This is a genomic window from Enterobacter sp. CPE_E1241, assembly GCF_045618265.1.
In the GTDB taxonomy this organism is placed as follows: Bacteria; Pseudomonadota; Gammaproteobacteria; order Enterobacterales; family Enterobacteriaceae; genus Enterobacter; species Enterobacter adelaidei.
On sequence record NZ_JBIWYV010000001.1, the window covers coordinates 2,683,955 to 2,701,734 of the forward strand.

Genomic DNA, 17,780 nt, shown 5'->3' on the forward strand with positions numbered 1-17,780 from the left:
CCTCAGATTACAGGGAAAATTTGCCCCCAAAGCGCGCTCGGCGTAGACTATTGTCACTGTTTAAGGAGTGGATTATGCAGAATACGACCCAACCTATTGACCGAGCCTCTCTGCTTATCGAAGCAAACAAGCTTATCCGTGACCATGAAGATACGCTGGCAGGCATTGAAGCCACAGGCGTAGAGCAGCGCAATGGCGTGCTGATTTTCAGCGGCGAATACTTCCTTGACGAACAGGGGTTACCGACCCCGAAAAGCACCGCCGTGTTTAACATGTTTAAATACCTGGCGCATACGCTTTCAGAGAAATATCACCTGGTCGATTAATGCAAAACGCGAGGCATGTGCCTCGCGTTATTGTTTACAGCAGCGGTTTTTGTCCGCGCTGCAGCCAGCGGAGCAGCAGGCGGTCCGCACTCTCTGCCGCACTGTTGGTGAAGCGGTCAAGCAGTCGCTTACGTTGGGTATAACGCACGCCGACCAGCTCACGCCCGTCCATCAGATTCAACAACAGGTCGTCACTGGTACCCACTTCATCCACCAGCCCTTTCTCCTGCGCCTGGATACCGTACCAGTGCTCGCCCGTCGCGACCTGTTCAATATCGAGCGTGGGGCGCATACGGTGCACAAAGTCTTTAAAGAGGTGATGCGTTTCATTCAGGTCTTCACGGAATTTCTGTCTCCCTTCTTCCGTGTTTTCACCGAGCAGCGTCAGGGTCCGTTTGTACTGACCCGCCGTGTGAAGTTCGATATCAATCTCTTTATTCTTCAGGAAACGGTTAAAGTTAGGGATCTGCGCGACCACACCGATTGAGCCAATAATGGAGAACGGCGCGGCAACAATTTTGTCCGCTACGCAGGCCATCATATAACCCCCGCTCGCCGCCACTTTGTCCACCGCAACGGTTAATGGGATCTGTTTTTCACGCAGACGCTGCAACTGTGAGGCTGCCAACCCGTAACCGTGAACGACACCGCCAGGGCTTTCAAGACGCACGACAACCTGATCCTGCGGGGTCGCCACGGCCAGAACGGCAGTCACTTCCTCCCGCAGCGAGGAAACTTCATGCGCATCCATACTCCCCTTAAAATCGAGTACATAGACACGTGGCGTAGCCTTATCCTGCGGCGCATTGAGCTTTGCTTTTGCCTTTGCCGCTTTGGCTTCCTGTTTGTGCTTTTTCTTCTGCGCTTTCTGCCACAGTTTTTGTTGATGACTATCAAGCAGCGCCAGAGACATATCTTCCTGCATCTCTTTATATTGCTCGCTCAGACGCGTGATGCGTAACTCCCCACGCTGACGCTTGCGCTGCGTCAGGTTGACAATCAGAACGGCAACCACTGCGATGGCAATGACAACCGTCGCGATTTTGGCCAAAAACAACCCATATTGAGAAAGTAACTCCACGCGTTCCACCTTGATTTAACCACGAATCTTTCACGGCAGTGTACAACAGCCCTGCCCATGCGTCTCGCTCGTGACATTACCTCTGCGAGCCGTCTTCAGGAATCCCCGGCCTGGAGTTTAAATATTTGCAAATTGTTAATTTTACAGTAATGCGTCCTGTAGACTGATTGAATTATTAGGCTAATTCGGGCATAAAGCCGAAAAGTCATCATGAAGGCGTCATCGCGTCACTGTACGCCTGAGGAGTCACCGTGCATTATCAACCACAAAAAAACCTGCTACAGAACCGGATCATTCTCGTTACTGGTGCCAGCGACGGAATTGGCCGCGAGGCGGCTCTGACGTACGCTGAATATGGCGCAAGCGTTATTCTGATTGGCCGCAACGAAGAGAAATTGAAAGGTGTCGCGCAGGAAATTGAAGCTGCTGGTGGAACACTGGCGGCGTGGTACACGCTCGATTTACTCACCTGCACTCCCGAAGTGTGCCAGGAACTCGCCCAACGCATCAGTACCCGCTACCCAGTACTGGACGGTGTGCTACACAACGCCGGCTTGCTTGGGGATGTTTGCCCAATGGATGAACAGGATCCTGATACCTGGCAGCAGGTGATGCAGGTCAACGTCAACGGGACGTTTTTCCTTACCCAGGCATTGCTTCCTTTATTACTCAAATCTGAGTCAGGCTCGCTGGTCTTCACCTCTTCCAGCGTGGGTCGCGAAGGCCGGGCGAACTGGGGAGCTTATGCCGTATCAAAATTCGCCACCGAAGGCATGATGCAGGTGCTGGCGGAGGAATATCAGAGCCGCCATCTGCGCGTAAATTGCATTAACCCCGGTGGAACGCGCACCAAAATGCGTGCCAGCGCGTTCCCGACCGAAGATCCACAGAAGCTGAAAACTCCGGCTGATATAATGCCGCTCTATCTCTGGCTAATGGGCGATGACAGTCGCCGCAAGACAGGGATGACCTTTGACGCCCAGCCAGGCCGTAAACCAGGAATTTCCCAATGAGTGAAGAACGCCATCAGCAGCGCCAGCAGCGTCTGAAAGAACAGGTCGATGCTCGCGTCGCGGCAGCCCAGGACGAACGCGGGATCATTATCGTGTTCACCGGCAACGGTAAAGGTAAAACCACTGCCGCATTTGGTACCGCTACGCGTGCCGTCGGGCACGGGCAGAAAGTCGGTGTCATCCAGTTTATCAAAGGCATATGGCCCAACGGCGAGAGGAATTTGCTTGAGCCTCATGGCGTCGAGTTTCAGGTAATGGCGACCGGGTTTACGTGGAATACCCAGAACCGGGAAACGGACACCGCCGCCTGTCTCGCCGTCTGGGAACATGCCAAAAGAATGCTGGCCGATCCTTCGCTAAACATGGTGCTACTGGATGAGATCACCTATATGGTCGCCTACGACTACCTGCCTCTGGAAGCAGTGCTGGGTGCGCTGAAGAACCGACCTGCACATCAGACGGTGATCGTCACGGGGCGTGGGTGTCATCGGGATATTCTGGAGCTGGCAGATACCGTTAGCGAGCTGCGTCCGGTGAAACATGCGTTTGATGCGGGTATCAAAGCGCAAATCGGTATTGATTACTAAAAAAAGCCCGGTCACGCTGACCGGGCTTCTGTTTTAACCGTTGTTGTTACGGCTGCCGGAACGGCGGTTGCTGCTCACCTGGCTGTGGCGTTTCACCGCACGACGGATCTGATTCGCCTTCATGCGACGACGATCTTTCTCTACTGCCACTTTAGAGGTGGTTTCTGGCGTCAGACCAACCAGCTCGCGCAGATAGTTAGTTTGCGTCAGATCCAGTTCGGTATAACCGCCACGCGGCAGACCTTTTGGCAGCAGAATGTCGCCGTAACGGACGCGGATCAAGCGGCTCACCTGAACGCCGACGGCTTCCCACAGACGACGTACTTCGCGGTTACGGCCCTCGGTCAGCGTTACGTTGTACCACTGGTTAATACCTTCACCACCGGTAAATTTGATGGTTTTGAACGCAGCAGGACCGTCTTCCAGCTGAACGCCGCGCGACAGATCGCGCAGTTTATTCTCATCAACCTGACCAAAGACGCGCACAGCGTATTCACGTTCCACTTCACGGCTTGGGTGCATCAGACGGTTTGCCAGTTCACCATCGGTGGTAAACAGCAGCAGACCGCAGGTATTCACGTCCAGACGACCTACTGCAATCCAGCGAGCGCCACGCAGTTTAGGCAGACGGTCAAACACCGTCGGGCGACCTTCCGGGTCGTTGCGGGTACACAGTTCGCCTTCCGGCTTGTAGTAAGCCAGCACGCGGCAAATCTGTTCAGCGGACTCTTTTACGGAGATAAGATGACCGTCAATACGGATCTTCAGCCCCGGTACAATTTCTACGCGGTCGCCCAGCGTGGCGATTTTACCGTCCACACTCACGCGGCCCGCTTCAATAATGGCTTCGATTTCACGGCGTGAACCGTGGCCGGCGCGCGCCAGCACTTTCTGTAACTTCTCGCTCATTGAGCTTCCTCAGGTGTCGCCTTCACAGGCGTCGAATCAGGTCAAAACAGGGTCGGGCCCTGCTTTGATGGCCGCGTAGTATATCTGCTTATACCTTTACAAGAAAGGCTTTACATCGCCCACGCCTTCACGAATCACTTCCGGGGCGTCTTCGGTTAAGTCGACGACGGTGGTCGGCTGCTGGCCGAGATAGCCGCCGTGAATAATCAGCTCGACCACCTTCTCGAGACGATCTTTGATCTCTTCCGGATCGGATTCGGTAAACTCGCTCCCCGGCAGCATCAGCGAGGTCGAGAGCATCGGTTCGCCGAGGGTTTCCAGCAGCGCCTGCGCAATCGGGTTCGACGGTACGCGCATGCCGATGGTTTTACGTTTCTCCTGCAGCAGACGACGCGGTACTTCCTTCGTGCCCTTCAGGATAAAGGTGTAGTTACCCGGCGTATTGTTCTTAATCAGGCGAAACGCCACGTTATCCACATAAGCATAGGTCGACAACTCAGAGAGATCGCGACACATCAGGGTAAAGTTATGGCCGTCCGGTAGCTGGCGAATACGGCAAATGCGTTCCATCGCCCCTTTGTCTTCAATTTTGCAGCCCAGCGCATAGCCAGAATCGGTCGGATAGACAATGACACCGCCTTTGCGAACGATCTCTACGGCCTGGTTAATCAGGCGTGGCTGCGGGTTATCCGGATGGATATAGAAAAATTGACTCATACTTCCCTCTCTTCAATTTGCTGCGGCTGTTCCCAGAGCTGCCAGACGGGTTCAACACCTGCGGGTAGCCAGAGCTTGCGCCCCAGTTCGATCCAGGCGCAAGGCTGATGGAAATCAGACCCTTGTGACCCAAGCAGGCCGAACTGACGGGCATAAGTTGCGAGCTGCGCGCGCTCATTGGGCGCCTGCTGACACTGGGCGACTTCCATCGCCTCACCACCGCATTCGGCAAAGTGTGCCAGCAGTCTTTTCAGCCATTTAGCAGAAAGATTATATCGCCCCGGATGGGCCAGCACGGCCTTGCCACCAGAATGATGAATCACATCAATAGCTTGTTTTATTGTACACCACTGTGGCGGAACGTATCCGGTTTTCCCGCGAGCAAGATATTTTTTAAAAACATCCGCCATTGTCGTGGCTTTTCCCGCCTCTACCAGAAAACGGGCGAAATGACCGCGCGTGACCGCCCCGCCGTTCGCCAGCTTTTGAGCACCTTCCAGCGCGCCCGGAATATGCGCCTTTTCCAGACGTTCACCAATCATCTCTGCGCGCTGGTTGCGGCGCGTTTTTTGTTCTTGCAAAAAGGCCCGAAGTGCCGGATGGTCTATATCGATATTCAGGCCAACAATATGAATTTCATGGTTTTCCCAGACGGTGGAGATTTCGACACCGGACACCAGATTAAGCGCCAGCCCGCTGCGGGCGATTTCGGCGCGCGCCGCCGGAATGGCATCTGTCGTATCGTGATCGGTTATCGCCAGCGTACCGACGCGCATTTCAACGGCACGATGAACCAGGTCCTCGGGTGTCAGCAGGCCATCAGAGGCCTGTGTATGGCTGTGTAAATCATAAATAATCGCGTAGGTGGTATCGCTCAAAGCACTTCCCATAGCAGGTTGGAGACATCCGAAACCGCCATGATACCGACTTAACGTGAAATTCTGAAATCAAGGGTTGACAACTCGCCATTGAACTAGTTAACTAGTACGCAAGTTCACACGAGAAAGGTATCTGAAAATGACAGCACATTTCACTCTGCACGGTTGGTGGCGCACTTCCTGATCATCGGGCAGTGTCACGCGTCTGCGAAATGCAAACAGATACCCAGCCCGCTACTAAGCGGGCTTTTTTGAACAGAATAAATGAGAACAACATCATGCAAACAGCCAAACCACACCTCGAACTGCTAACCTGCGAGGCGGCCTATCGCCACAACCCCACCGCGCTTTTTCATCAGGTGTGCGGTGCACGCCCGGCAACGTTGCTGCTGGAATCTGCGGATATCGACAGCAAAGACGATCTCAAGAGCCTGCTGCTGGTTGATAGCGCGTTGCGCATTACCGCTTTAGGTGACACTGTCACGATTAAGGCACTGTCAGAAAATGGCGCGTCGCTGCTGCCGCTGTTGGATGCCGCCCTGCCTGCCGGAATTGAAAATGAACGTCATCCGGAAATGCGGGTTCTGCATTTCCCGCCGGTCAGCCAGTTGCTGGATGAAGACGCACGTCTCTGTTCTCTGTCCGTTTTCGATGCTTTCCGCCTGCTGCAAAACCTGGTGTCCGTACCGGAAGATGAGCGTGAGGCAATGTTCTTCGGTGGGCTGTTTGCGTATGACCTGGTCGCGGGTTTTGAAGATTTGCCGGAAACAGAGCAAGGCAACCGCTGCCCTGACTACTGCTTCTACCTGGCGGAAACCTTGCTGGTGATCGACCATCAGAAAAAATATACCCGCATTCAGGCGAGCCTGTTCACGCCGTCTGTGTCTGAGAAACACCGCCTTGAACACCGCATCTCGCAGCTGCAGCAGCAAATGACCGAAGCACCGCCTGCGCTTCCAGTGCAGCGCGTGGAGAAGATGGCGTGCGACGTCAACCAGACTGACGATCAGTACGGCGCCGTTGTTCGCCAGATGCAAAAAGCGATTCGTGCCGGTGAAATTTTCCAGGTTGTACCTTCCCGTCGCTTCTCTTTGCCCTGCCCGTCTCCGCTGGCGGCCTACGACGTGCTGAAGAAAAGCAACCCGAGTCCGTACATGTTCTTTATGCAGGACAACGATTTCACCCTGTTTGGCGCGTCACCAGAAAGCTCACTGAAATACGATGCCACCAGCCGCCAGATTGAGATCTACCCTATTGCCGGGACGCGTCCGCGCGGTCGTCGTGCTGATGGTTCACTGGATCGCGATCTCGACAGCCGCATCGAACTCGAAATGCGTACCGACCACAAGGAGCTTTCCGAGCACCTGATGCTGGTCGATCTGGCGCGTAACGACCTGGCACGCATTTGTACTCCGGGTAGCCGTTACGTCGCTGACCTCACCAAAGTCGACCGTTATTCATTTGTGATGCACCTGGTTTCCCGAGTGGTCGGTGAACTGCGCAGCGACCTCGACGTGCTGCACGCCTATCGCGCCTGCATGAACATGGGAACCCTGAGCGGTGCGCCAAAAGTCCGCGCCATGCAGTTGATTGCCGGTGCCGAAGGCCGTCGTCGCGGTAGTTACGGCGGTGCGGTGGGTTACTTCACCGCCCACGGCGATCTTGATACCTGTATCGTAATCCGTTCTGCCTATGTCGAAGACGGTATTGCCACCGTCCAGGCGGGCGCAGGCATTGTTCTTGATTCTGTTCCGCAGTCTGAAGCTGACGAAACACGCAGTAAAGCGCGTGCGGTACTTCGCGCCATTGCTACCGCACACCATGCACAGGAGATTTTCTGATGGCTGACATTCTGCTGCTCGATAATATCGACTCCTTTACTTATAACCTTGCAGATCAGCTACGTGCGAATGGTCATAACGTCGTTATCTACCGCAACCACGTGCCGGCACAGACGCTGATTGACCGACTGGCCACCATGCAAAACCCAGTGTTGATGCTCTCTCCAGGACCCGGTGCACCGAGTGAAGCTGGCTGTATGCCAGAACTGCTGACGCGTATGCGCGGAAAGCTGCCGATTATCGGTATCTGTCTCGGCCACCAGGCCATTGTGGAAGCCTATGGCGGCTACGTCGGCCAGGCGGGCGAAATTCTGCACGGTAAAGCGTCCAGCATCGAACATGACGGTCAGGCGATGTTTGCCGGGTTGCCTAACCCACTCCCGGTGGCGCGCTACCACTCGCTGGTGGGGAGCAACATTCCAGCCGGGCTGACCATTAACGCCTCGTTTGAAGGGATGGTGATGGCGGTGCGTCATGATGCGGATCGCGTCTGCGGTATGCAGTTCCACCCGGAATCGATTCTGACCTCTAACGGAGCCCGTCTGCTGGAACAAACTCTCGACTGGGCATTACAGAAGCTGGAACAGACTAATACCCTGCAGCCGATTCTGGAAAAACTGTACCAGGCGCAGACCCTGAGCCAGCAGGAAAGCCACCAGCTCTTCTCCGCCGTGGTTCGCGGCGAGCTGAAACCTGAACAGCTTGCTGCTGCACTGGTGAGCATGAAAGTGCGCGGTGAAAGCCCGCAGGAGATCGCCGGTGCCGCTACGGCCCTGCTGGAAAATGCCGCTCCGTTCCCACGCCCGGACTATCCGTTTGCCGATATTGTTGGCACCGGCGGTGACGGCAGCAACAGCATCAACATCTCCACCGCCAGCGCCTTCGTGGCGGCGGCGTGTGGTTTGAAAGTCGCGAAACACGGTAACCGCAGCGTTTCCAGCCGGTCAGGTTCTTCCGATTTGCTCGCCGCATTCGGTATTAATCTCGATATGAACGCCGAGCGTTCCCGTGAAGCGCTGGATGACCTGGGTGTCTGTTTCCTGTTTGCGCCGAAGTACCACACCGGTTTCCGCCACGCGATGCCAGTTCGTCAGCAGCTCAAAACCCGTACGCTGTTTAACGTACTGGGGCCACTTATCAACCCGGCTCATCCGCCGCTGGCGCTGATTGGTGTCTATAGCCCTGAACTGGTGCTGCCGATTGCTGAGACACTGCGTGTTCTGGGATATCAACGTGCCGCCGTGGTCCACAGTGGAGGAATGGATGAGGTGTCGCTGCATGCGCCAACGCTGGTAGCCGAACTGCGCGACGGCGAGATCCTGAGCTATCAGCTGGAAGCAGCCGACTTCGGTTTAGCACCGTATCACCAGGAAGCGCTGGCAGGCGGTACGCCGGAAGAAAACCGTGACATTCTGACGCGCTTATTACAAGGTAAAGGAGAGGTCGCTCATGAGGCCGCCGTTGCTGCCAACGTCGCCATGCTGATGCGTTTGCACGGAGAGGAAGACCTGAAGGCCAACGTTCAAAAAGTTCTGGATGTACTGCGCTCTGGTGCAGCTTACGATCGCGTTACCGCACTTGCGGCAAGAGGGTAAAGAATGCAGACCGTTTTAGCGAAAATCGTTGCCGATAAGGCCATCTGGGTGGAAGCACGCAAGCAACAACAGCCGCTTGCCAGTTTCCAGAATGACGTCGTTCCAAGTAGCCGTCGTTTCTATGATGCCCTTCAGGGTGCACGCACTGCGTTTATCCTTGAGTGCAAAAAAGCGTCCCCGTCTAAAGGTGTTATCCGTGACGATTTCGACCCAGCGCGTATCGCTGGTATTTATAAGCATCATGCGTCCGCCATTTCTGTGCTGACGGATGAGAAATATTTCCAGGGCAGCTTTGATTTTCTGCCCATCGTCAGCGGCATCGCACCACAGCCGATTCTGTGCAAAGACTTTATTATCGACCCGTATCAAATCTGGCTGGCGCGCTTTTACCAGGCTGACGCCTGCCTGCTGATGCTCTCGGTGCTAGACGACGAACAGTATCGCCAGCTTTCTGCCGTGGCACACAGTCTGAACATGGGCGTGCTGACAGAAGTCAGTAATGAAGAAGAACTGGAACGCGCGATTGCGCTGGAAGCCAGAGTGGTCGGCATTAACAACCGCGATCTTCGCGACCTGTCGATCGACCTCAACCGCACCCGCCAGCTCGCGCCGCGTCTGGGCTCCGGTGTGACGGTGATCAGCGAGTCCGGTATTAACAGCTACGCGCAGGTACGTGAGTTGAGCCACTTCGCCAACGGTTTCCTGATTGGCTCCGCCATGATGGAACATGACGACCTCAACGCTGCGGTGCGCCGGGTGTTGCTGGGTGAAAACAAAGTGTGCGGCTTGACCCGCGAACAGGATGCCCGGGCTGCGTATGACGCGGGGGCGATTTACGGCGGGCTGATTTTTGTCGATTCATCTCCACGAGTTGTCAGCGTAGAACAGGCGCGCGAGGTGATAGCGGCAGCGCCGCTCAGCTATGTCGGCGTTTTCCGCAATGCGGATATCACGGACGTGGCGGCAAAAGCCGACGCTTTATCCCTTAGCGCGGTCCAGCTCCACGGTGATGAAGATCAGGCGTATATAGACGCTCTGCGTACCGCGCTGGCACCGCAGGTGCAGATCTGGAAAGCCCAGAGCGTAGGTGACACCCTGCCAGCGCGTAATCTTAATCATGTTGATAAATACGTGCTGGATAACGGCCAGGGCGGCACCGGTCAGCGTTTTGACTGGTCGCTGCTGAATGGTGAAAAGCTGGATAACGTCCTGCTGGCGGGCGGATTAAGCCCGGATAACTGCGTGGAAGCCGCCAAAACGGGCTGCGCAGGCCTCGATTTCAATTCAGGCGTAGAGTCGCAACCGGGTATCAAAGATGCCAGCAAGCTGGCCTCGGTATTTAAAACTCTGCGTGCATATTAAGGAAGAGAAGATGACGACATTACTAAACCCTTATTTTGGTGAGTTCGGTGGGATGTACGTCCCGCAAATCCTGATGCCCGCTCTGCGCCAGCTGGAAGAGGCGTTTGTCAGCGCGCAGAAGGATCCGGCATTTCAGGCTGAATTTACCGACCTGCTGAAAAACTACGCTGGTCGTCCAACGGCACTGACCAAGTGTCGCAACCTGACCGAAGGCACCAAAACCACGCTGTACCTTAAGCGCGAAGATTTGCTGCACGGCGGCGCACACAAAACTAACCAGGTGTTGGGTCAGGCGCTACTCGCCAAACGTATGGGTAAAACCGAAATCATCGCCGAGACCGGCGCGGGTCAACACGGTGTCGCCTCTGCTCTCGCCAGCGCCCTGCTCGGTCTGAAATGCCGCATTTATATGGGCGCAAAAGACGTTGAACGTCAGTCGCCGAATGTGTTCCGTATGCGTCTGATGGGTGCGGAAGTGATCCCGGTTCACAGTGGTTCAGCCACGCTGAAAGATGCCTGTAACGAAGCGCTGCGCGACTGGTCTGGCAGCTATGAAACCGCGCACTATATGCTCGGTACCGCTGCGGGTCCTCACCCGTTCCCGACTATCGTACGTGAATTCCAGCGCATGATTGGTGAAGAGACCAAAGCGCAGATCCTTGAAAAAGAGGGTCGTCTGCCGGATGCGGTGATCGCCTGCGTCGGCGGTGGATCTAACGCTATCGGCATGTTTGCCGATTTCATCAACGACACCCGCGTTGGCCTGATTGGCGTTGAGCCTGCTGGTCATGGAATTGAAACGGGTGAGCATGGTGCGCCACTGAAGCATGGCCGCGTTGGGATCTACTTCGGTATGAAGTCCCCGATGATGCAGACCGACGAAGGCCAGATTGAAGAATCATACTCTATCTCAGCGGGCCTGGATTTCCCGTCTGTTGGGCCACAGCATGCGTACCTGAACAGCATTGGTCGTGCGGATTATGTTTCCATTACCGATGATGAAGCGCTGGAAGCATTTAAAACATTGTGTCGTAGCGAAGGGATTATCCCGGCGCTGGAGTCTTCTCACGCACTGGCACACGCGCTGAAAATGATGAAAGAAAACCCGGAGAAAGAGCAGTTGCTGGTGGTTAACCTTTCCGGTCGCGGTGACAAAGATATCTTCACCGTTCACGATATTCTGAAAGCACGAGGGGAAATCTGATGGAACGCTACGATAACGCATTTGCAGAACTGAAATCCCGCCAGGAAGGCGCGTTCGTTCCCTTCGTTACCCTGGGCGACCCGGGCCCGGAACAGTCGCTGAAGATTATTGATGCCCTGATTGAAGCCGGTGCCGATGCGCTGGAGCTGGGTATCCCGTTCTCTGACCCGCTGGCGGATGGCCCAACCATTCAGAATGCGACGCTGCGCGCCTTTGCGGCGGGCGTAACGCCAACCCAGTGCTTTGAGATGCTGGCCGCCATTCGACAGAAACACCCGACAATCCCAATCGGCCTGCTAATGTACGCCAACCTGGTGTTTAACCGCGGGATCGATGAGTTCTATGCCGAGTGCGCACGCGTGGGTGTTGATTCTGTACTGGTGGCGGATGTGCCGGTTGAGGAATCTGCACCGTTCCGCCAGGCAGCAATGCGCCACAACGTTGCCCCGATTTTCATCTGCCCACCGAATGCTGATGACGAGCTGCTGCGCCAGATTGCCTCTTACGGTCGCGGGTATACCTACCTGCTCTCCCGTGCGGGCGTGACCGGTGCTGAGAATAAAGCCGCACTGCCGCTGCATCATCTGGTAGAAAAGCTGGCTGAATACCATGCCGCACCGCCGCTGCAGGGATTCGGGATTTCCTCTCCTGAACAGGTCTCGGCAGCGATTGAAGCAAAAGCAGCAGGGGCGATTTCCGGCTCGGCTATTGTCAAAATCATCGAGAAGAACGTTGATAAGCCCGAGCAGATGCTGGCCGAACTGAAAACATTCGTAAGCGCAATGAAAGCCGCAACCCGAAGAGCATAACCCCTTCGCCGTCTGGCAACTCCGCCAGACGGTTCCCTTCTTCTTTTTATACTCCCTCTTCACTTTACAGCATTAATATCAACTGCAATAAATAGCAAACTAATACTTAATTACCCACTTCACTAAACAGGCAGTCAACAATATCGTTTTATCGATTTACTTATTATAAGGAAAGTATAATGTATGCGCATGTTTGCTATTGTAATAATATTTGGACAACATGTTGAGAAATTTCATTTTTGGCTGGGAAGAGTGTGACCTGAGTATTTACCGTCAGGCATATGCTACTTATGGCGGTAGTGTATGCACACATCCGGATGTGCTAACTTATCTTTCGAGCAAACGAAATAAAGAAATCAAGTTCTTTTGCAGAAAAAAAGATGGCATTGTCGTTTCATCAATTTATTCTATTAATGGGTCACTGAATCTCTACTCAAAATCACATCCTTTTGTTTTTGAGGATATAATTTTACCCAGCGCCACCCATTCAAAATCCTTTCTTCCCGTCAGGACGAAAAAGCTTTCACCACTACAGAAAAGTTCATTCATCAACTCCTTCAGCAGTAAAATACTGAATGATGAGATATGTCACATGAAACCGCTATTTTCTACAAAAACGGTTAGAAAAAGAAATGGGGAAAGGAGTCGTTTTCTCAAGCTTGGAGGTGAAATACTGGATGTGAACAATCTTTCCACTGACGAGATTTGCGACAGTTACATAGACTTGTTTAATGTTCGCTGGCGCGGCAAAGTATCGCCCTACCCAAGAGAAAATCTACTGGATGCCATTAATAGCTTGAGACATATGATTTTTGGATCCGCACTCGCAATCAATAAGAAAATCATAGCCATTGATTTAATATTTAAAACCGAATGCCCCGGGTGGATTTACTTCGACGACATCAATGGAGGATACGACCCTCAATACAATAATATTGGTGCGGGAAGCATCTTGCTTTGGGAAAATTATAATCGAGCCAGAGAACTGTGTGAGCAGAATGAGAAAAAAATCATTTTCTCTCTTGGGAAATACTTCAGCGGAATGGAGTATAAAAAACAGTGGTGCAACATTAGTCCATTGAGGTGTGTATTTTAATTACGTTTTGATGAAAAACCTCACGCTCACCTACTATAGTTAATCTATTGTCCCTTCACAAACACACTCACATTATGCTCTTTTCTGTCAGATCTTATTTTCACGGGCGCATGCGGTTAATGCTCGCCATTTTGGCCGGAGTAACCTGCTTTGTAGCCCTTCCCCCTGATCTGGGATATCTGCAACGGCTGCTGATAGGCTGGAATGTGCTGGCGTGGCTATATCTGTGCTTTATGTGGTTTCGTATGTTACGTACTGATGTGCGGGATATTCCGCATATTGCCAAAATGCAGGATGAGAGCGCGGGGCTGGTGCTGGGCATGGTGATAATCGGCTGCCTGGCCAGCATTCTGGCGATCCTCATTGAGCTAACCTCACTCAAGCACCTCACCGGATCGCCGCGCGTGCTGCATCTGCTGTTGACGGGCACCACGCTGGCCGTTTCCTGGGCCTTACTGCCCACCTCATTTGCGATGCATTACGCTCACCACCATTACCTGCACCGAACTAAAGACGTCATACCCATGATTTTTCCAGAAAAACCGGAGGAACCCGGTTACTGGGATTTTCTTTATTTTTCGTTCACCATCGCGGTAGCGTCACAAACTGCCGATGTGGCGACCGGTACCACCGACATGCGGCAAATTACGTTGCTCCAGTCGGTGATTTCTTTTGTTTTCAATCTGGCGATTCTGGGTCTGTCAGTAAACGTTGGAGCCGGGCTACTGAGCTAAACCCATCTGAATTTCCGCATCGAAGAAACAACTCAGTATAACCGGTGTTCAGTGCTATCTCTGTTTCGAAGTCGTGCTGCCGTTGGGTGAGCAGCACGGTTTAATGATTGAGGTCATAAAAACAGGCAGTATTTTGGAGAGCAGTTTTGGAGAAACAAAAAACGTTATATATTCCAGTCCGTTAAATCAACATACTCCTTCTGAGTTCAGAGGCTTTCTCATGTCATGGCAATACTTTAAACAGACTTACCTGGTTAAGTTCTGGTCGCCTGTACCGGCCGTTATCGCGGCGGGGATCCTTTCTACCTACTATTTCGGCATTACCGGCACCTTCTGGGCCGTCACCGGCGAGTTCACGCGCTGGGGTGGGCAACTGTTACAACTGGCTGGGGTACATACCGAAGAGTGGGGTTACTTTAAACTCATTCATCTGGACGGCACACCGCTCACCCGCATTGATGGGATGATGATCATGGGTATGTTCGGCGGATGTTTAGCTGCGGCGTTATGGGCAAATAACGTCAAGCTGAGGCTGCCTAAAAGCAGAATCCGTATTCTGCAGGCGATTGTCGGCGGCATGATTGCCGGCTTCGGCGCGCGTCTGGCGATGGGGTGCAACCTTGCCGCCTTCTTCACTGGTATTCCTCAGTTTTCACTGCATGCCTGGTTCTTTGCCGTCGCCACGGCTATCGGCTCTTACTTTGGCGCAAAATTTACCCTTCTCCCGCTGTTCCGTATTCCGGTCAAAATGGTCAAGGTGAGTGCGGCTTCTCCACTGACGCAAAAGCCCTCTCAGGCCCGTCGCCGCTTCCGCCTGGGTATGTTGGTCTTTTTCGCCATGCTGGCGTGGGCGCTGTGTACAGCCCTGAACCAGCCAAAACTCGGTCTGGCGATGCTGTTTGGCGTGGGTTTTGGCCTTCTCATTGAACGCGCACAGATCTGCTTTACTTCGGCGTTTCGCGATATGTGGATCACCGGCCGCACGATGATGGCGAAAGCGATTATCGCCGGGATGGCGGTCAGTGCCATCGGCATCTTCAGCTATGTCCAGTTGGGTGTCGAACCGAAAATCATGTGGGCAGGTCCTAACGCGGTGATTGGCGGCCTGCTGTTTGGCTTCGGGATCGTGCTGGCTGGCGGGTGTGAAACCGGCTGGATGTACCGCGCCGTTGAGGGTCAGGTGCATTACTGGTGGGTGGGTCTGGGAAATGTTATCGGCTCGACGATACTGGCTTACTTCTGGGACGACCTCTCCCCTGTGCTTGCCACCAACTGGGACAAGGTGAACCTGCTGAGCACCTTCGGCCCCCTCGGCGGTCTGCTGGTCACTTATGGTCTGCTGCTGGTAGCCTTTTTACTGGTTGTCGCACAGGAAAAACGTTTCTTCCGCAGAGCCACTGTTAAAACCCAAACGCAGGAGAATGCCGCATGAAAGAGATCGTGCCTGATTATCGCCTGGATATGGTCGGCGAACCCTGCCCCTATCCGGCAGTTGCCACACTTGAAGCGCTTCCGCAGCTCAAAAAAGGTGAAATTCTGGAAGTGGTGAGTGACTGTCCGCAGTCCATCAACAATATTCCGCTGGATGCCAAAAACCTCGGTTACACGGTGTTAGATATCCAGCAGGACGGACCGACCATCCGCTATTTAATTCAGAAATAATGCTGTCACGGACGCCCCTATCAGGGGTGTCTCTCCCGCCTCAAAACCTGCCTTATATCCCACTTTGACCGCGAATACAGTGAATGTCATTACAACAGCACTACACTTTAAGTGGATAAAAAACAAACAGGAGGTGTGGCATGTTTAATTCGATTCTTGTTCCTGTCGATATCTCTGAGAGTCGCCTGACCGAACAGGTGATCCCTTATGTACAGGCAAACGCAGCAATCAGTAACGGTAAAGTTCATTTTCTGACGGTCGTTCCCTCTTTCCCCTACTACTCCTCTCTTGGGCTGGCCTATTCTGTTGAAATGCCAAAACTGGCGGAAATACAGCAGGAGGCGCTGGAGAAACTCAATGAAATGGTAAAACAGTTCAATTTGCCCGCAGAACGCGTTCAGACACATGCCATTTCTGGCGCGCCTAAAGACCAGATCCTGAAACTGGCAGACAGTATCAACGCAGACCTGATCATTATTGCCTCTCATCGGCCTGATATTACGACCTATCTGTTAGGCTCAAACGCGGCAGTCGTTGTTCGCCACGCAAAATGTCCGGTGCTGGTTGTGCGCTAGGGGAAATTCTGCAGAAAGACTGGCCGTTTTTTGGCCAGTCTCAGGAGATGAAATCAGAAACGATAACCCGCGGAGAACATAAATACCCACGGATCCAGGCGAGTACTGATACTTTGCTGCTGACCGCCTGCTTTGAAGCGTACGTCAGTATCAATATCCATGTACCAGACAGAGGCGTTAATTAACCAGTCACGGTTAATCAGATAATCAAGACCTACCTGCCCGGCCATGCCCCAGGAATCTTTCAGACTGAGGTCTGACAAACCAGCCTCTTTACCGGTATCGTTAAATTTCTCATCAAAGAAGGTCGTGTAGTTCACACCGGCGCCAATATACGGACGCACTTTGCTGCTGGCATCGCCAAAGTACCACTGCGCCATCAACGTTGGTGGTAAATGGTGAACTGTGGCGATATCGCCTGTCGGCCCAAGGCCTACGCGATGGCGGAATGGCGTTGCAGCCAGAAGCTCAACACCAACGTTATCCGTCGCCATATAGGTGAACGTTAAACCTAACTGGGTGTTATTACTGACGTTAAAACCGCCCATACCCAGCACATTATCGGAACCTTCAGTAGGGCGAACCGTAGCCGAACCGGCACGAATAAAGAATTCGCCTGCTTCATGCGCATACGCGCCGCCAGAGAGACTGCTTAATACAAGGGCTGCCACCGCTAATTTTTTCATATCCGCTCCATCGTTGTGGTTTTAATCGCGGGTGAGAATATACTCACAAATGAGTAATAAGTGATCTGCCACAGATCACATTAAAACCAGTAACTTAACATTCATTGATCTGGGTTAATTTTTTGTGGCACATTGAAAAGCAATAAGTTGTTTCTATGTCAATTTTTGGCATTTCACAGTTACAAAATTTTCCCTTTTCCCCCTCTTGCTCTTCCTCTGGTGGCTGGATAATTTATCGCTCTCACAAGTTGATTTGATGCGTTCTTCTTTTGCAGGTGTGCCATGAGTGATACGAACCCGTGCATGACGTGCGGAGCCTGTTGTGCGTATTTTCGAGTCTCTTTCTACTGGGCCGAAGCCAGCGATGGTGGCGGTACCGTTCCGGTTCATCTCACAGAGCCGCTAACGCCTTTTCTGCGCTGCATGAGTGGCACCAACCAAAAACAGGTCCGCTGTGCAGCGCTACAGGGTGAGCCTGGAGTCTCGACCCGATGCTCCATCTATGAGGATCGCCCCAGCCCGTGCCGGGAATTTGCCATGTCTGGGGAAGATGGGCAGGTCAACGAAGCCTGTAACCGCGCACGCGCGCGCGTTGGATTACCGCCGCTTTACAAAGATATGCTTTTCCATACAAGCCTTGATGCTGCCACAGCAGGTGCATCCGGTGTACAATTGCCGGCTAATTAACACCTGCAATACTCAAGG

The 17,780-nt window shown here is 53.3% G+C and carries 20 protein-coding genes and 1 other annotated feature; of the genes, 15 read left to right on the top strand and 5 right to left on the bottom strand.

Features of this window, described 5'->3' with window-relative positions:
• The first annotated feature begins 74 nt into the window (after positions 1 to 74).
• The gene (locus tag ACJ9Y9_RS13130) at positions 75 to 326 is read left to right on the top strand and encodes a YciN family protein (RefSeq protein ID WP_023312072.1); all 252 of its coding nucleotides are present in this window, start codon (positions 75 to 77) and stop codon (positions 324 to 326) included.
• A 34-nt stretch (positions 327 to 360) separates the two neighbouring features.
• On the opposite strand, the gene sohB is transcribed toward ACJ9Y9_RS13130, so the two are convergent.
• Positions 361 to 1,407 (bottom strand): protease SohB, encoded by a 1,047-nt coding sequence (gene sohB / locus ACJ9Y9_RS13135; protein WP_028018799.1) that lies wholly within the window; start codon positions 1,405 to 1,407, stop codon positions 361 to 363.
• A gap of 251 nt (positions 1,408 to 1,658) precedes the next feature.
• On the opposite strand from sohB, the gene ACJ9Y9_RS13140 reads away from it, so the two are divergent.
• Positions 1,659 to 2,420: a YciK family oxidoreductase gene (locus ACJ9Y9_RS13140; protein ID WP_028018798.1), complete on the top strand. Its 762-nt coding sequence runs from the start codon at positions 1,659 to 1,661 to the stop codon at positions 2,418 to 2,420.
• Positions 2,417 to 3,007, top strand: a complete 591-nt coding sequence (gene cobO / locus ACJ9Y9_RS13145; RefSeq protein ID WP_028018797.1) for a cob(I)yrinic acid a,c-diamide adenosyltransferase — start codon at positions 2,417 to 2,419, stop codon at positions 3,005 to 3,007. Before ACJ9Y9_RS13140 ends, cobO begins: the two co-directional genes overlap by 4 nt.
• 33 nt (positions 3,008 to 3,040) lie before the next feature.
• Here the strand turns inward: cobO and rluB are convergent, their stop codons facing one another.
• The 3 genes from rluB to rnm all read right to left on the bottom strand — a co-directional run bounded on the left by rluB (position 3,041) and on the right by rnm (position 5,523).
• Positions 3,041 to 3,916: a 23S rRNA pseudouridine(2605) synthase RluB gene (gene rluB / locus ACJ9Y9_RS13150; RefSeq protein ID WP_008502809.1), complete on the bottom strand. Its 876-nt coding sequence runs from the start codon at positions 3,914 to 3,916 to the stop codon at positions 3,041 to 3,043.
• 96 nt (positions 3,917 to 4,012) lie between these two features.
• Entirely contained in the window at positions 4,013 to 4,633 is a 621-nt protein-coding gene (locus tag ACJ9Y9_RS13155) for an L-threonylcarbamoyladenylate synthase (protein ID WP_003856793.1), read from the bottom strand.
• On the bottom strand, positions 4,630 to 5,523 hold the full coding sequence (gene rnm / locus ACJ9Y9_RS13160) for an RNase RNM (RefSeq protein WP_028018796.1): 894 nt from the start codon (positions 5,521 to 5,523) through the stop codon (positions 4,630 to 4,632). The genes ACJ9Y9_RS13155 and rnm overlap by 4 nt, the downstream gene beginning before the upstream one ends.
• Before the next feature lie 127 nt (positions 5,524 to 5,650).
• On the opposite strand from rnm, the gene trpL reads away from it, so the two are divergent.
• From trpL to uspF, 11 genes are all read left to right on the top strand, one after another.
• Positions 5,651 to 5,695 carry a trp operon leader peptide gene (gene trpL / locus ACJ9Y9_RS13165; protein ID WP_106993556.1) on the top strand — a complete coding sequence of 15 codons (45 nt, stop codon included), beginning with the start codon at positions 5,651 to 5,653 and terminating at the stop codon, positions 5,693 to 5,695.
• Positions 5,672 to 5,766 (top strand) — a sequence feature (Trp leader region). It overlaps the preceding gene by 24 nt.
• A 23-nt stretch (positions 5,767 to 5,789) precedes the next feature.
• Positions 5,790 to 7,352 carry an anthranilate synthase component 1 gene (locus tag ACJ9Y9_RS13170; RefSeq protein WP_028018795.1) on the top strand — a complete coding sequence of 521 codons (1,563 nt, stop codon included), beginning with the start codon at positions 5,790 to 5,792 and terminating at the stop codon, positions 7,350 to 7,352.
• Positions 7,352 to 8,947: a bifunctional anthranilate synthase glutamate amidotransferase component TrpG/anthranilate phosphoribosyltransferase TrpD gene (trpD, locus tag ACJ9Y9_RS13175; RefSeq protein WP_028018794.1), complete on the top strand. Its 1,596-nt coding sequence runs from the start codon at positions 7,352 to 7,354 to the stop codon at positions 8,945 to 8,947. Before ACJ9Y9_RS13170 ends, trpD begins: the two co-directional genes overlap by 1 nt.
• Before the next feature lie 3 nt (positions 8,948 to 8,950).
• Positions 8,951 to 10,309 carry a bifunctional indole-3-glycerol-phosphate synthase TrpC/phosphoribosylanthranilate isomerase TrpF gene (trpCF, locus tag ACJ9Y9_RS13180; RefSeq protein WP_028018793.1) on the top strand — a complete coding sequence of 453 codons (1,359 nt, stop codon included), beginning with the start codon at positions 8,951 to 8,953 and terminating at the stop codon, positions 10,307 to 10,309.
• Between the two features lie 10 nt (positions 10,310 to 10,319).
• Positions 10,320 to 11,513 carry a tryptophan synthase subunit beta gene (trpB, locus tag ACJ9Y9_RS13185; RefSeq protein ID WP_028018792.1) on the top strand — a complete coding sequence of 398 codons (1,194 nt, stop codon included), beginning with the start codon at positions 10,320 to 10,322 and terminating at the stop codon, positions 11,511 to 11,513.
• Positions 11,513 to 12,322: a tryptophan synthase subunit alpha gene (gene trpA / locus ACJ9Y9_RS13190; protein ID WP_028018791.1), complete on the top strand. Its 810-nt coding sequence runs from the start codon at positions 11,513 to 11,515 to the stop codon at positions 12,320 to 12,322. The genes trpB and trpA overlap by 1 nt, the downstream gene beginning before the upstream one ends.
• A gap of 220 nt (positions 12,323 to 12,542) precedes the next feature.
• Positions 12,543 to 13,418, top strand: coding sequence for a hypothetical protein (locus ACJ9Y9_RS13195; RefSeq protein ID WP_032666962.1), 876 nt, complete (start codon positions 12,543 to 12,545; stop codon positions 13,416 to 13,418).
• 74 nt (positions 13,419 to 13,492) lie between these two features.
• Positions 13,493 to 14,152 carry a DUF1345 domain-containing protein gene (locus ACJ9Y9_RS13200; RefSeq protein WP_028018789.1) on the top strand — a complete coding sequence of 220 codons (660 nt, stop codon included), beginning with the start codon at positions 13,493 to 13,495 and terminating at the stop codon, positions 14,150 to 14,152.
• A gap of 220 nt (positions 14,153 to 14,372) precedes the next feature.
• On the top strand, positions 14,373 to 15,584 hold the full coding sequence (yedE, locus tag ACJ9Y9_RS13205) for a selenium metabolism membrane protein YedE/FdhT (protein ID WP_028018788.1): 1,212 nt from the start codon (positions 14,373 to 14,375) through the stop codon (positions 15,582 to 15,584).
• Positions 15,581 to 15,814, top strand: a complete 234-nt coding sequence (gene yedF, locus ACJ9Y9_RS13210; protein ID WP_407226174.1) for a sulfurtransferase-like selenium metabolism protein YedF — start codon at positions 15,581 to 15,583, stop codon at positions 15,812 to 15,814. Before yedE ends, yedF begins: the two co-directional genes overlap by 4 nt.
• Positions 15,815 to 15,954: 140 nt before the next feature.
• Positions 15,955 to 16,389 (top strand): universal stress protein UspF, encoded by a 435-nt coding sequence (gene uspF, locus ACJ9Y9_RS13215; protein WP_028018787.1) that lies wholly within the window; start codon positions 15,955 to 15,957, stop codon positions 16,387 to 16,389.
• Positions 16,390 to 16,442: 53 nt separating this feature from the next.
• Here uspF and ompW read toward each other — a convergent pair whose 3' ends face one another.
• A complete protein-coding gene (gene ompW, locus ACJ9Y9_RS13220; protein ID WP_028018786.1) occupies positions 16,443 to 17,075 on the bottom strand; it encodes an outer membrane protein OmpW in 633 nt (210 codons plus the stop codon).
• A gap of 282 nt (positions 17,076 to 17,357) precedes the next feature.
• Between ompW and ACJ9Y9_RS13225 the strand changes: the two genes are divergently transcribed.
• Complete coding sequence (locus ACJ9Y9_RS13225; RefSeq protein WP_028018785.1) at positions 17,358 to 17,762, top strand: YkgJ family cysteine cluster protein; 405 nt, start codon at positions 17,358 to 17,360, stop codon at positions 17,760 to 17,762.
• Positions 17,763 to 17,780 lie beyond the last annotated feature (18 nt).

What these genes read in the sequence shown, in the direction of transcription:
- yedF (WP_407226174.1), top strand. Translation starts at nt 15,581, where the DNA reads ATGAAAGAGATCGTGCCTGATTATCGCCTGGATATGGTCGGCGAACCC.
- uspF (WP_028018787.1), top strand. Translation starts at nt 15,955, where the DNA reads ATGTTTAATTCGATTCTTGTTCCTGTCGATATCTCTGAGAGTCGCCTG.
- ACJ9Y9_RS13200 (WP_028018789.1), top strand. Translation starts at nt 13,493, where the DNA reads ATGCTCTTTTCTGTCAGATCTTATTTTCACGGGCGCATGCGGTTAATG.
- trpA (WP_028018791.1), top strand. Translation starts at nt 11,513, where the DNA reads ATGGAACGCTACGATAACGCATTTGCAGAACTGAAATCCCGCCAGGAA.
- rluB (WP_008502809.1), bottom strand. Translation starts at nt 3,916, where the DNA reads ATGAGCGAGAAGTTACAGAAAGTGCTGGCGCGCGCCGGCCACGGTTCA.
- ompW (WP_028018786.1), bottom strand. Translation starts at nt 17,075, where the DNA reads ATGAAAAAATTAGCGGTGGCAGCCCTTGTATTAAGCAGTCTCTCTGGC.
- ACJ9Y9_RS13225 (WP_028018785.1), top strand. Translation starts at nt 17,358, where the DNA reads ATGAGTGATACGAACCCGTGCATGACGTGCGGAGCCTGTTGTGCGTAT.
- ACJ9Y9_RS13130 (WP_023312072.1), top strand. Translation starts at nt 75, where the DNA reads ATGCAGAATACGACCCAACCTATTGACCGAGCCTCTCTGCTTATCGAA.
- ACJ9Y9_RS13170 (WP_028018795.1), top strand. Translation starts at nt 5,790, where the DNA reads ATGCAAACAGCCAAACCACACCTCGAACTGCTAACCTGCGAGGCGGCC.
- trpD (WP_028018794.1), top strand. Translation starts at nt 7,352, where the DNA reads ATGGCTGACATTCTGCTGCTCGATAATATCGACTCCTTTACTTATAAC.
- ACJ9Y9_RS13195 (WP_032666962.1), top strand. Translation starts at nt 12,543, where the DNA reads ATGTTGAGAAATTTCATTTTTGGCTGGGAAGAGTGTGACCTGAGTATT.
- cobO (WP_028018797.1), top strand. Translation starts at nt 2,417, where the DNA reads ATGAGTGAAGAACGCCATCAGCAGCGCCAGCAGCGTCTGAAAGAACAG.
- trpB (WP_028018792.1), top strand. Translation starts at nt 10,320, where the DNA reads ATGACGACATTACTAAACCCTTATTTTGGTGAGTTCGGTGGGATGTAC.
- rnm (WP_028018796.1), bottom strand. Translation starts at nt 5,523, where the DNA reads ATGGGAAGTGCTTTGAGCGATACCACCTACGCGATTATTTATGATTTA.
- trpCF (WP_028018793.1), top strand. Translation starts at nt 8,951, where the DNA reads ATGCAGACCGTTTTAGCGAAAATCGTTGCCGATAAGGCCATCTGGGTG.
- ACJ9Y9_RS13155 (WP_003856793.1), bottom strand. Translation starts at nt 4,633, where the DNA reads ATGAGTCAATTTTTCTATATCCATCCGGATAACCCGCAGCCACGCCTG.
- yedE (WP_028018788.1), top strand. Translation starts at nt 14,373, where the DNA reads ATGTCATGGCAATACTTTAAACAGACTTACCTGGTTAAGTTCTGGTCG.